The sequence below is a fragment of the Halalkalibacter alkaliphilus genome, assembly GCF_023555415.1.
GTDB classification, from domain to species: domain Bacteria; phylum Bacillota; class Bacilli; order Bacillales; family Bacillaceae_D; genus Halalkalibacter; species Halalkalibacter alkaliphilus.
This window is the reverse complement of the sequence record NZ_JAKRYL010000009.1, coordinates 80,232-93,205: the sequence shown is the minus strand read 5'-3', so window position 1 is coordinate 93,205 and position 12,974 is coordinate 80,232. Positions and strand designations below refer to the sequence as shown.

The window sequence follows — 12,974 nt, the reverse complement described above, 5'->3', positions numbered from 1 at the left end:
GGAAAAAAGAAGGAATAATGAGTTATTTGGAGCAATTCTAAGAATAAAGTTTATTTATTTTGTTCAGTTTTAACTGTACAAACTAAATGTGGTAATTTTGCCCTTTAATGCTCTTTGAAGATTGAAGGATAACATTTATATAATGAGATGGTGGTTATAAAAGAGGTGTAAATATGAATGAGAAAAAAGTAAAGATAAAGGTTGATCAAGTCACCAAAATCTTTGGCAGAAATGTAAAACAAGCCCTCGGACAACTAGAGAGTGGAAAAACAAAATCAGAAATACTTTCGAATACCGGTTGTACGGTTGGAGTGAATCAAGCTAGCTTTAATGTTCATTCTGGTGAAATCTTTGTCATCATGGGACTTTCCGGAAGTGGAAAGTCGACACTAGTCAGACTGTTAAATCGATTAATTGATCCAACGAGTGGGAAAGTAGAAATTGATGGTAAAGATGTTGTCAAAATGTCAAAGGAGCAGCTTCGTGAAGTTAGGCGTGAAAAAATCAGTATGGTGTTTCAAAAGTTTGCCCTCTTTCCTCATTATACGGTTCTAGAAAACACAGAGTATGGCTTAGAAATCCAAGGTGTACCGAAAGAGGAACGAAACAAAAAAGCACTTGAATCTCTGGAACTAGTAGGATTAAAAGGCTACGAAAACCAATACCCTAGCCAGCTAAGTGGCGGGATGCAGCAGCGTGTCGGTCTAGCACGTGCCTTAGCTAATAATCCAGATGTTCTCTTAATGGATGAAGCATTCAGTGCCCTTGATCCACTTATTCGTAAAGATATGCAAGATGAACTTTTAGATCTACAATCATCTGTCGAGAAAACCATTGTCTTTATTACACATGATTTAGATGAGGCGCTTCGAATTGGTGACCGAATAGCCTTAATGAAAGACGGAGAAATTGTTCAAATTGGTACACCTGAAGAAATTTTAATGAATCCATCCAACCAATATGTTGAACGATTTGTCGAAGACGTTGACCTGGCAAAAGTGCTGACGGCTCATCATGTGATGAAACGAGCAGAAACGGTTCAAGCCGACAAAGGTCCACGTGTTGCATTAAAAATGATGAAGGAACTAGGAATCTCATCCATTTATGTTGTTGATAAACAAAAAACATTAATTGGTGCCATCTCTGCTCATGATGCTAAAGCAGCAATGGATAAAAAGCAGTCACTCACTGAAGTCATTACAACTGATTTAATTACAGTTAAACCAGATGTGTTACTAGTGGATTTATTTGATAAAGTATCAAACGCATCCATCCCAGTTGCTGTAACCGATGAGAACAACCGCTTAAAAGGAATTCTTGTAAGAGGTGCTGTTATCGGTGCCCTTGCTGGAGATGAAGAACATATTAATCTACTAACAGGCGCCAAAGCTTTGGAGGTGAAGTAAATGGTAGACTTCATTCCAAGACTGCCGTTAGCTGATATAATTGATCTTTTTGTATCGTGGCTGACAGATAATTTAAGTGGTGTTTTTCAATTTATTAGTGTCATTTTACGAGGTGTGGTAGACGGCATTGAATGGCTCTTAATTCTCCCTCCTCCTATTGTATTAATTTTACTAATTGGATTTATAGCTTGGAAGACTAGTAAATGGAGAATGGCATTATTTTCCGTGCTAGGTTTGCTCTTAATTTGGAACTTAGGTTATTGGGAGCATATGGTGCAAACCCTTGCTCTCGTCCTAACAGCTGTGTTTGTCACAATCATTGTTGGGATTCCAATTGGAATATGGGCATCACAGAAAACATTGGTAAGACAAATTGTTACACCAATCTTAGACCTCATGCAAACAATGCCTGCATTCGTCTACTTAATTCCTGCTATCTTCTTCTTTAATATAGGAGTCGTTCCTGGAGTTGTCGCATCGGTTATTTTTGCTATGCCACCTACGATCCGCTTAACAATACTCGGGATTCAACAAGTACCATCCGATTTAATTGAAGCAACAAACGCGTTTGGTTCAACAACGAAACAACGTTTGTTAAAAGTTCAAATTCCTCTTGCCATGCCAACAATCATGGCAGGAATTAATCAAAGTATTATGTTAGCTCTATCGATGGTTGTCATTGCAGCCATGGTAGGTGCACCAGGACTCGGTACAGAAGTATACCGTGCCGTCACACAGATTCAAACTGGAGTTGGTTTTGAAGCTGGTTTGGCTATTGTAATCATTGCGATTATCTTAGACCGAATCACTCAAAATATAGGAAACAAAAAACAAGGGGGAACACAGTAATGCTAAAAAAATTATTAGGTTTAACAACCGCCTCTGTCCTAGCTTTAGGACTAGCAGCTTGCGGAGGAGAAGAAGCATCTCAAGAGGCACCTGCAGATGATGTAGAAGGTACAGAAGAAACACCTGCAGAAGAGACTGCTTCACATGTAGGAGAAGACGTTGATTTTGAAATTATTGGGATTGACCCTGGTGCTGGTTTAATGAACATTACGATTAACCAAGTTTTACCTGAGTATGGTCTTGAAGATGACTGGAATGTAGTTGAAAGCTCAGATGCTGCGATGACAGCTGCGTTAAAAAGTGCATATGAAAACGAAGAGCCAATAATCGTAACTGCTTGGAGCCCACACTGGAAATTCTCTGAGTTTGAACTTAAATACTTAGAAGATCCACTGAACCTATACGGTGCTGCGGAAGACATTCACACAATTGCTCGTACAGGATTAGATGAAGATCATCCAAATGCATATCAATTATTAGATCAATTTGGTTGGGAGCCTGATCATGTTGAATATGTTATGGCTCTTGTCAATGATGGTGCAAATGTAGAAGAAGCTGCAGAGCAATTTGTTAGCGAAAATGAAGAGTTAGTTGCTACATGGATAGAAAGTGTTGAGACCGTTGATGGTGATAATTTCACATTGCTATATGTAGCATGGGATGAAACTGTTGCTGCTACAAATGTTCTTGGCCACGTATTAGAGTCTATTGGCTATGATGTTACATTAACACAAGTAGATGCAGGTCCAATGTGGGCTGGTATTGCAACAGGTAGTGGTGATGCAACAGTAGGTGCATGGTTACCTACAACACACGCTGATTACTATGAGCAATACGAAGGGGACTTCATTGACTTAGGTTCTAACCTTCACGGTACTGCTCTTGGCTTAGCTGTTCCAACTTACATGGATATTGATTCTATTGAAGATTTAGTTGTTGAGTAAATTAAGAATTGACCCTTAAAGAAACGGTTCACATTTTACTTTAAGGGAACACATATGTCTATCGGTTGTGGCAAAGATCATTTTTGATTCTTGCCACAACTTACTTATATATAGCCAATTCCTTTATTTTCTTATTGGCTTTAACATACCAAAAAAGAGTACAAACCAACTGGTTCATACTCATTCCTTTCGTTACTGTCCACTTTCAGTCGAAATCTGAAATGTCACACCAAATTTATCAATGACAATCCCATAAGCTGGACTCCAAAACGTTTCCTGAAGAGGCATCGTCACTTGTCCACCTTCTTGCAATCCATCATAAAAGTCTTTTGCCTGTTCTTTCGTATCAGCCATAATACAAATTGTTACATGATTTCCTTTTTCATAAGGTGTGCCTGGAAATGTATCCGAGAGCATCATATCTGTCTCACCGACTTTGATCATCGCATGTGATACTCGATCCTTAGCCGAATCTGGTAATGGAAAATCAGGATTTTCCGGCATTTCACCAAAGGTTTGAACTCCAATCACATTTGCATGCAAAGCTTTTTCGTAAAACTCTACTGCTTCTTTAGCATTTCCATCCATTACTAAATAAGGAAGTAAACGTGTCATTATCCTGACTCCTTTATATAACAAAGTATTTTTAAAGGATCTGACCCCTAACATGAAAAAGGTTCAGATCCTATCTATGCTATTTAATAATTAACTCACCATCGTAGGAAGTAATAATTTTATATAAATCAGGTCTACGATCACGGAAAATGCCCCACTCGATGCGTTGAATGTCTAATGCATCAAGATCAAATTCTGCTACAAGGACCGTTTCTTCTGTTCGGTCCGCTTCTTCTACTTTGTTTCCTTGAGGTCCTGCAATAAAAGAAGAGCCATAGAACGTAATTTTGAAATCTTCATCCTCTTCTACTCCTACTCGGTTCGAGGCTACAACTGGCACTAAATTCGATGCAGCATGCCCTAGCATAACTGTTTGCCAATGGTCCTTGGAGTCAATTGTATCATCATGCGGCTCTGAACCAATGGCTGTCGGGTAAAATAAAATTTCTGCTCCCATTAGCGCCATACATCTTGCTGCTTCAGGATACCACTGATCCCAACAAACTCCTATTCCAATTTTCGCATAGCGTGTGTCCCAAACTTTAAACCCTGTGTCGCCAGGGTTAAAATAAAATTTTTCTTCATAACCTGGTCCATCTGGAATATGACTTTTGCGATAAACACCTAGTACTTCCCCATCAGCATCAATGACAGCTAACGAGTTGTAACGAGCATTATTTTTCTTTTCATAAAAGCTAATCGGAAGTACAACTTCAAGCTCCTTAGCAACCTTTTTAAAATGAGTAATGGCTTTGTTTTTTTCTACTTCTGTTGCATAAATATAATAATCAGATTTTTCCTTTTGACAGAAGTAAGGTGTTTCAAACAATTCTTGAATTTGAATGATTTGTGCACCTTGACTTGCTGCTTCCCTTACTAACTTATCAGCTTTCTTTATATTTTCTTCTATATTATTAGAACAGCTCATTTGTGTAGCTGCTACTTTCACTTTTCTCAAACCAACTCACCTCTTCCTTCTATTTTCCTTCAGCAGGCATTTGCTGTGTTGTACAATGAACATTTCCGCCTTCTTTAATGATAGCCATTCCATCAATTGTCCGGATTCTACGGTCAGGGAATGTTCGTTGCAAGACATCAATTGCTTTTTGATCGGTTTCTTTTGCTGCATTACCAAACACTGGTAAAATAATTCCGTCATTTACAAAATAAAAATTAAGATAGCTAAGCGTTAGTCGGCTCTCTTCAAAATGTGATGCTGGTGGTTGCTCAATCTCAATGACCTCAAACTTTCGTCCTTTTGCATCTGTTGCTTTGCGCAAGATCTCAAGGTTTTCTTGTGTGATTTGATAATTATCGTCACTCGGATCATGACACACTTGCATAATTACCTTACCTGGTTCTGCAAAACAAGCCACATTGTCAACGTGACCATCTGTTTCATCTCCACTTAAACCTCTATTCAACCAAATAACCTTTTCAATATTTAAATAATCTTTTAAGTATTGTTCCACTTGTTCCTTTGATAAATCAGGATTACGGTTTGGGTTCAATAGGCACTCTTCTGTTGTCAGTACCGTTCCTTCCCCATCCACATGAAATGACCCACCTTCCATCACTATTTGAGCATCAAATTTTTTAATATTAAAATGCTCTAAGATTTTCGGTGCCACATCATTATCTAATTTCCACGGAGAGTACTTTTCTCCCCACGCATTAAAGATCCAATTAATCCCTGCTATGTCCCCGTCAGCATTTTTGACAAACGTAGGTCCGTTATCTCGTAACCATGCATCATTATGCTCAATTGGTAAAAATCCCACTCTCTCATCTACAAAAATTGCCTTCAACTTTTCTATATCGTCTCGATTTGTGACAATTGATACAGGCTCGAACTCAGCAATTGCATGTACAAGTTCAGCGTAGCCATTCCAAACATGTTCATAATCATCAGGATAGACCATCGAATCTTGAACAGGCCAAGAAATGAATGTACGCTGATGAGTTGTCCACTCTGCAGGCATTTTATAATTTAATTCTTTTGGATACATTGGTTCCATCACTCTTTTTACAGTTATTTTTTGAAGCATCGTATTTTCAAATCATATAACAAAATCACTTCGTACTCAAATTGTAAGGGATGAAAAAAAGTCTTTTTTCAGCAGCTGCTAACTAACGAGAATTCCAAGGGACTAAAATAAAAAAACAACTTCCTATAGTCCCTCAAAATTCAACTCAAACTGCACTTTTCAATTCAATCTCCTTTTCTCTTCTAATAGCTCCTGAAACTCTTTCTCTAGCTGACCAGATGGTTCCATACTTAATCGACCCAACACTTCCGATATTCTCGTTTCAATCAATAGACGTTTGTCTTCCTCTGAGTTTCGTTTTTCTTCTATTTTAGGCTGTTTGTATTGATGATACGTTCCCTCAAACAATCGAATTTCTTTATTTCGTATTTCCAATATTCGTGTGGCAACCTGTTCAATAAAACGCCGGTCATGCGAGACAAAGATCACGCTTCCTTCATACTCTTTTAAAAGGGACTCTAATGCTTCAACAGCCTCCATATCAAGAAAATTCGTTGGCTCATCTAAAACTAACGTATTAATATCACTCAAAAACAACTTCGCTAATGCGACTTTTACTCTCTCCCCTCCACTCAAAATTTCTCCAATTTTATATACATCATCCCGAAAAAAATGTAACCTTGCTAAGATCGTTCGAATGAATGTTTCATCATGCTTTGAAGTGGAGCGAACATTTTCTAATATTGATTTCTTCATATCTATTATCGTAAGGTTTTGACTGAAATAACCCAATTTCATAGCTGGAGAGATCGTAATACCATTCGCCTGATCGATGATTTTTTTAATTAATGTCGTTTTTCCGCTTCCATTCGGTCCGATAATCGCCAGTTTATCACCACCACGAACTTGAAAGCTTGTGTTATTCCAAAGAACCCTTTCACCAATTCTTGAAGATACCTCCTGTACGCGAAGAATAATTCGACCTTGAAATGTTTCTTCATTTGGAAGATTCATTTTAAGTGGCGGGTTCTCTCTAACTTTATCTACCTTTTCAAGCTTCTCTAATCTCGTTTCAATTGCTTTAGCCGCCTGTTGCAACTTCTTTTGCTTTTTGGCAAAGTATGGCTTTGCTCCTGTAATTCTCGCTTCTGATTTGCTAACTTTTTTGGGTGTTTTCGTTGCTCTGTCTGCTTTTTTCTCCTTTTGTTTCAATGCTTCTTCTAACTGTTTTTTCTTTTTTTCATATATTTCATAGGCTTGTTGTTCTTGCCTTATTTCTAAACGTTTTTGTTTTGCATAGTCTTGGTAGTTTCCTTTATACTCTTTAATCTTTCCCTCCTCAATTTCCCATATCTTTGTACAAAGAGCATCAAGAAAGGCTCTGTCATGTGAAACGATAACAAAGGCTCCCTTCCACATAGATAACTTCTTTTCTAACCACTCAATATGTTCTGTATCTAAGTTTGTCGTTGGTTCATCCGCAAACAATAGTTCAGGATCTTTTATAATTGCTTCATTAATGTACTCTTGTGTTACTTCTCCACCGCTTTTTGTTGTGTCTGTCCTTTTAAGCTGTGGCAGCAGTTCACTTTGAGTATGAGTAATAACCAGCCCTTTTTCTGGCGCTTTCTTTCCTGCTAATATATGCAATAAAGTTGTTTTCCCACTTCCGTTTTTTCCTACTAAACCAATACGATCATTTTTATGAATTTGGATATGGTCTATATTAAGTAGGAGTCGTTCTTTTATATATTGCTTTATTTTTTGAGCTTCTAATAAAAGCATACAATCATCCCCATCTTCATTATGTTTTGGGGACATGAAAATGCCCCCTATCTACAGTCAGAATAGGAGGCATAAATATAGGTGAATACCAAAAAGAAGGAGACTACTCCTCTTGGGCTCAACTATAGAAATCCAATCCTATCCTGAAAACTCCCATTGAAGGCATGTTAAAGAAAGCAGAAATATTCTGCAAAAAACACCTTCAATTGATTGCTTTCGTAAATAGGATTAGTACTTCATTGTAGTTGGGTCACCCTTCCATCAATTTGTTACTCAAACTATAATTGTCCTGTAAGGATTTGTCAATGGGCTAACCTATTGTTTCACATGAAACTATTATAATGGCCTTTCCATAAGCGTGGAAACATCTTTAAAACCCATTTGTTCATAAAGCTTTTTTGCATGATTCCCAGCAAAAACGTTCAGCTGTACTTTCTTTAATTGTTTTTGCTTAAAATAATGGAGAGCATAATTCATTAGCATATGACCAAACCCTTTTTTTCGATAAGGTTGTAACACATATAACTCTAAGACCATTCCCATCGTCTCGGAATTAACTGGTGTCTTTGCTTCTCCTAACAGAATCCACCCGCAAATTCGATGTCTATCCAATAATGTGAAGTATTCTGCTTTATAATGATAGTGCATCTCTTCATTCATTACATTGTTCCCATCCATATAGCCTAACGTAGCTTCTTGCTGGACGATTGGCGCATAACTTTGAATAAACCTCAGCTCTTCGGCAGTAGCCCTTCGAATGAACACCCGCCACTCCCCCCCTTTATCAAACTGGTATCCTATTATATTCATAAGTTATTAAATTGTTATCAGACTATTTAGTTTGAACGAACACATCTGAATTGAAATATATGTATATCATGTTATGCTTGAAGAAAGTAGAATTTCAGGGTGGTGTTTATGAGAAACTGGGTATCCGCATCAGAAAAAAGTAGTTTTTTAAAATGGTTTTTAGAACAGCACCAGCTTAAGCATAAAGATGTAAGGATGTTGCTTGAACATATATTGAAAAACCATCATATCCTTGAGAACCTTTCCTTTGTCGAAACGGTCCCATCAAAAGGAAGAACCTTTGTTATATCAAGTATGCATTCAGATAAGTCTGGTTTTGTTTATTATTACAATAAGCGCAAATCAGAAGATGTATCAAAAGCCCTCGGTGACCTTATGAGCAATCCTGCAGAAAAAGTATATGTAAAGCTTCATTTTTATGGGAAACAATCAAATCACCGCTACCTCAACCTAGTCGAGTCACAAACAAATTCATTTGTTCAATATAAGCAATTTAAGGAATATGAAAAGGAAACAAACTTCATTATTGAGAAGGCTCTTCTCGACCAAGAAATTGAAAAAATTAGAATGCAAATTGATGAAGCGCTTGACCAAAATGATAAACCTCTTTTTAATAAGCTAGTTGAGAGATTACAAGAACTTAAAAGTATGCAGGAATCATAAATTGTCGCAATTTTAAGGTTAATGTTTCACGTGAAACGTTCCATGTAAGAGGTTGTCTTAAGCAGCCTCTTCTTGTTGTTTTTTTCTTTTTTCCACCTCAATATATTCTCCTTTTCACACCTGAAAACCCCTTACTGTTATTTCCCACTCGATTGTTAGTCAGTACGATACGTTTTCCTTTACAAAACTGTGGGTACTGATAAATAAGGAGTGTCATTATGTCTGCTTATTTATTAGGAATTCTATTTATTATCATTCACCTTTTTTCCAACAATTTTATTCCGGCCAATCAAATTCGCCGTAGAAAATGGCTTTCGTTTTCAGGTGGGCTAGCTGTTTCTTATGTCTTTGTCTATATACTCCCATCCATGCATAGGGAACAACAGCAAACTGTGGAAGTATATACCGATAATCTAACAATGGAATCAGAGCTTTATTTTGTTGGGCTATTTGGCTTGCTTATATTTTACGGTATACAAAAAACGTTCAAACAAGCCGTGCAAAGTCAGAGAAATCGTTCTACTCTTTGGCTTCAAATTATCTTTTTTACTATTTATAATATGTTAATCGTATATATCGTTATGGCGTCAAATGTCACAGGGATACAATCGGTTTTTTACGGGATTGCGATTGGTCTCCATTTCATAGCTGTTGCCCACGATCTTTGGCGTGAGAATCCAAAACAATATAACCTTGTAGGCAGGTTTGTCATTGCATCAGGCATTATCATAGGTTGGATTATCGGAGTATTTGTAACCCTTTCTTCCTTCACACAGGCTATGATTTTTGCTTTTATTTCAGGTGCTATGATTTTAAACGTTTTAAAAAATGAGCTACCAAACGAACAACATGCCCACTTCCCTACCTTCGCTTTCGGGGTAATATCCTATACACTCATTACGTTTGCGCTCAAGTTCTTTTTTGAGTGGTAAAAGAGTATTTTGACAGTTAGTCTATTAAAATAAGAAATGTAGGATAAGAAAAACATCCGCTGCAACACATTTTGCAGCGGATGTTTTTAATCAACCTGTATTCACTAACCCAGCAGCGACTCCACTGATCGTTAGCAGCACTTCTGTAAGTAACTCCTCAGAATTCTCATCTGATTCGCGCATTTTTTGAATTAAATCAACTTGTAGGAAGTTGAGTGGATCAACGTAAGGATTACGTCTATAAACGGACTCTTGAATATTTGGTGTATGATCAAGAAGTTCTTCATTACCAGTAATTTGCAAGAGAACGTCTTTTGTTAGTTTATATTCTTCAGATATATTATTGAAGATTCTTTCCCCGATCTCCTTGTCCTGAACAAGATGAATATATTCTTTAGCTGTTGTTAAATCTGCTTTCATTAATGCCATTTGTAAATTATTAATCGTCGCTTGGAAGAACGGCCATTTTTTATACATTTCTTGGAGCAATGCTAGATTTTCTGCACTTTGTCCAACGAATGATTGTAATCCTGTACCTGCAGCATACCAAGCTGGAATCATTTGCCTTGATTGTGTCCAAGCAAATACCCAAGGAATGGCACGTAAATCCTCAAAACGCTCACTACCTTTACGTTTCATTGGACGCGACCCAATATTTAAGGCTCCTAATTCATTTAAAGGTGTAGCTTGAGTAAAATATTTTAAGAAATCTTTATCTTGGAAAACGAGCGATTGATATTTCTTTAAGGAAACTTGTGACATTTCCTCCATCGCTTCTTCCCACTTTTTATCACGGAAATGTCCCTGTACTGGATTCTTATGCGCTTTAGCAGAACCTTCTAACAAAGCAGATGCTGCTTGTTCCAGGTTACGATAAGCGATATCCTCCAGCAAATAGCGTGATGATAATACTTCACCTTGCTCCGTAATTTTCACACCATCTCCTAATGTTTCTGATGGCTGTGAAAGAATGCTGCGGTTTAATGGGCCACCTCCGCGTCCTAATGACCCTCCACGACCATGGAAGAATTTCAAGCGAATATCAAACTCTTTTGCCATATTATGAATCTCTTGCTGAGCTTTGAATAATTTCCAGTTCGCTGTTAATGTTCCACCATCTTTGCTTCCATCGGAATATCCTAGCATAATTTCTTGATGGTTTCCTCGCTCTTTAATGTGGTTGCGATATACATCCATCTCAAACAGCGTCTTCATAATTTTTGGACCAGCAACTAAATCATCAATTGTTTCAAGAAGCGGTGCTACATGCAAATGACTCTCTACTTTCCCATCTGCATGGAGGCGATAAATGCCAGCTTCTTTCGCAAGAACAAGAACTTCTAATAAGTCACTTGGTGACTGTGTCATACTGACAAGATACACTTCAATTGAACGTCTTCCAAATTCTTTATGAGCTTGTTTAATCATCTTAAATACTTTAAATGTTTCTTGTGTTTCTTTCGAATAATCTTCTTCTAGTAATAATAGAGGTCTTGGTTCACTAAGAACTTGCTCAAGAATAGCTACCTTCTCCTCTTCTGGAAGAGATGCATAATCTTCAGCAATTCCAACTACTTTTAAAATTTCAGACACAGCTGCTTCGTGCTCACCACTATGATTTCTAATATCAAGTGTTGCTAAATGGAAACCAAACAGCTCTGCTTGACGAATGAGCTTTCTAATCGTTTTTAACTTATGGTTCGATGGTTGATGCTGCTCAGCGCTATCCCTAACTAAAATCAAATCACTTAAAAACTCTTCCGCATTTTGATATCCAACTTCTGATTCACCAACTTGACGAAGGCGCTTTAACATTACAGCAAACTTACGTCGATAAATTTCAGACTTAATTGGCCATGCTTCTCCTGTTTCCATATAAGCCTGCTCGTCTCTTTCAACTGAATCAATTAATGCTTCACATAAATCAACTCTAGTTGTTGTTTGACTAAAGCGCTTCATAAGGTCAATAATTGATTCTTCATACTTTTTAAGAGCAACTTGACGTTGTAATTTCAATGTTTCCCATGTCACCTCTGGAGTTACATTTGGGTTTCCATCACGGTCTCCCCCTATCCAAGAGCCGAAGTGAAGAAAGTTCGGGACTTTCCACTTATGATCTGGGAAGTGTTGGTCTAACTGAGCCTCTAGATCCTGATGAATATCAGGCAGTGTATCAAATAACGTTTCGTTAAAATAATAAAGACCATTTTTCACTTCGTCTAAAACGGTCGGTTTACGTTGTCGCAATTCATCCGTTTGCCATAAGGCTGTTACTTCATTAAATAAACTTTCTTCAAGAGTTGTTCTTTCTTTCTTTGTTAACAAAGGATTGTCGAATTCTTGAAGGAGCTTTGAAATTCTTTTTTGTATTTCAAGAACTGTACGCTTTGTCGCTTCTGTTGGGTGTGCTGTAATAATTAATTCAATTGACAGATCATCTAACACTTTTTGAATTACTTCATTAGAGAAGTCATTTTCTTTAATAGAAACCATCGCACTTTCTAGAGATACAGGTTGGATGACTCCATCATCTTGCAGCTGATACTCGCGACTGCGACGAATACGATGATTTTGCTCAGCGATATTAATTAAATGGAAGTAAATAGAGAATGCACGAATGACCTGTTGACGTACAGGTGGCTTTAATGTACTAATCTCTTTTTTTAATTTTTTATAGTCTTGTTCATTGTAATCTTTTCTTAAGTTCTTGGTCATCTCTCGAATTGTTTCTACTTTGTTAAATAGCGAGATACCACCATGATGTACGAGAATCTCTCCTAAAATATTACCTAATTTTTTGACATCATTGCGTAAAAGAGAGTTATTGTCTGTTACATTGATCATTTACTAATCCCCCTATTTAAATCTAAGTTGCACTGCTATCCTTTATTATATCACAACCCAACAGGGACACACTTCGTCCCTCAAGGTCAATTTCCGTCCCTAAGTGCATTGTATAATATTTTATCAGAAAACCTAGAA

At 37.3% G+C, this 12,974-nt stretch carries 11 protein-coding genes; 5 read left to right on the top strand and 6 right to left on the bottom strand.

Annotated features, from left to right (window positions below; translation table 11 throughout):
* The first annotated feature begins 173 nt into the window (after positions 1-173).
* From MF646_RS10445 to MF646_RS10435, 3 genes are read left to right on the top strand one after another with little or no spacing between them, the layout of a single operon-like run.
* A complete protein-coding gene (locus MF646_RS10445) occupies positions 174-1,406 on the top strand; it encodes a quaternary amine ABC transporter ATP-binding protein (RefSeq protein WP_250096439.1) in 1,233 nt (410 codons plus the stop codon).
* Positions 1,407-2,255, top strand: a complete 849-nt coding sequence (locus MF646_RS10440) for an ABC transporter permease (protein ID WP_250096438.1) — start codon at positions 1,407-1,409, stop codon at positions 2,253-2,255.
* Complete coding sequence (locus tag MF646_RS10435) at positions 2,255-3,199, top strand: glycine betaine ABC transporter substrate-binding protein (protein WP_250096437.1); 945 nt, start codon at positions 2,255-2,257, stop codon at positions 3,197-3,199. The genes MF646_RS10440 and MF646_RS10435 overlap by 1 nt, the downstream gene beginning before the upstream one ends.
* A 192-nt stretch (positions 3,200-3,391) precedes the next feature.
* Here MF646_RS10435 and MF646_RS10430 read toward each other — a convergent pair whose 3' ends face one another.
* The 5 genes from MF646_RS10430 to MF646_RS10410 form a co-directional block, all read right to left on the bottom strand.
* A complete protein-coding gene (locus MF646_RS10430; protein WP_250096511.1) occupies positions 3,392-3,817 on the bottom strand; it encodes a VOC family protein in 426 nt (141 codons plus the stop codon).
* A gap of 76 nt (positions 3,818-3,893) precedes the next feature.
* Positions 3,894-4,772 carry an N-carbamoylputrescine amidase gene (gene aguB / locus MF646_RS10425; protein ID WP_250096436.1) on the bottom strand — a complete coding sequence of 293 codons (879 nt, stop codon included), beginning with the start codon at positions 4,770-4,772 and terminating at the stop codon, positions 3,894-3,896.
* A gap of 19 nt (positions 4,773-4,791) precedes the next feature.
* Positions 4,792-5,823, bottom strand: coding sequence for an agmatine deiminase family protein (locus MF646_RS10420; protein ID WP_250096435.1), 1,032 nt, complete (start codon positions 5,821-5,823; stop codon positions 4,792-4,794).
* Between the two features lie 198 nt (positions 5,824-6,021).
* Positions 6,022-7,587: a Vga family ABC-F type ribosomal protection protein gene (locus MF646_RS10415; RefSeq protein WP_250096510.1), complete on the bottom strand. Its 1,566-nt coding sequence runs from the start codon at positions 7,585-7,587 to the stop codon at positions 6,022-6,024.
* A gap of 336 nt (positions 7,588-7,923) precedes the next feature.
* On the bottom strand, positions 7,924-8,352 hold the full coding sequence (locus MF646_RS10410) for a GNAT family N-acetyltransferase (protein ID WP_250096434.1): 429 nt from the start codon (positions 8,350-8,352) through the stop codon (positions 7,924-7,926).
* Between the two features lie 153 nt (positions 8,353-8,505).
* On the opposite strand from MF646_RS10410, the gene MF646_RS10405 reads away from it, so the two are divergent.
* Together MF646_RS10405 and MF646_RS10400 are read left to right on the top strand one after the other, a co-directional pair.
* Complete coding sequence (locus tag MF646_RS10405; protein ID WP_250096433.1) at positions 8,506-9,060, top strand: YpiB family protein; 555 nt, start codon at positions 8,506-8,508, stop codon at positions 9,058-9,060.
* A 218-nt stretch (positions 9,061-9,278) separates the two neighbouring features.
* Complete coding sequence (locus tag MF646_RS10400; RefSeq protein WP_250096432.1) at positions 9,279-9,992, top strand: hypothetical protein; 714 nt, start codon at positions 9,279-9,281, stop codon at positions 9,990-9,992.
* Positions 9,993-10,082: 90 nt separating this feature from the next.
* On the opposite strand, the gene ppc is transcribed toward MF646_RS10400, so the two are convergent.
* Positions 10,083-12,836 carry a phosphoenolpyruvate carboxylase gene (ppc, locus tag MF646_RS10395; protein WP_250096431.1) on the bottom strand — a complete coding sequence of 918 codons (2,754 nt, stop codon included), beginning with the start codon at positions 12,834-12,836 and terminating at the stop codon, positions 10,083-10,085.
* Positions 12,837-12,974: the final 138 nt, after the last annotated feature.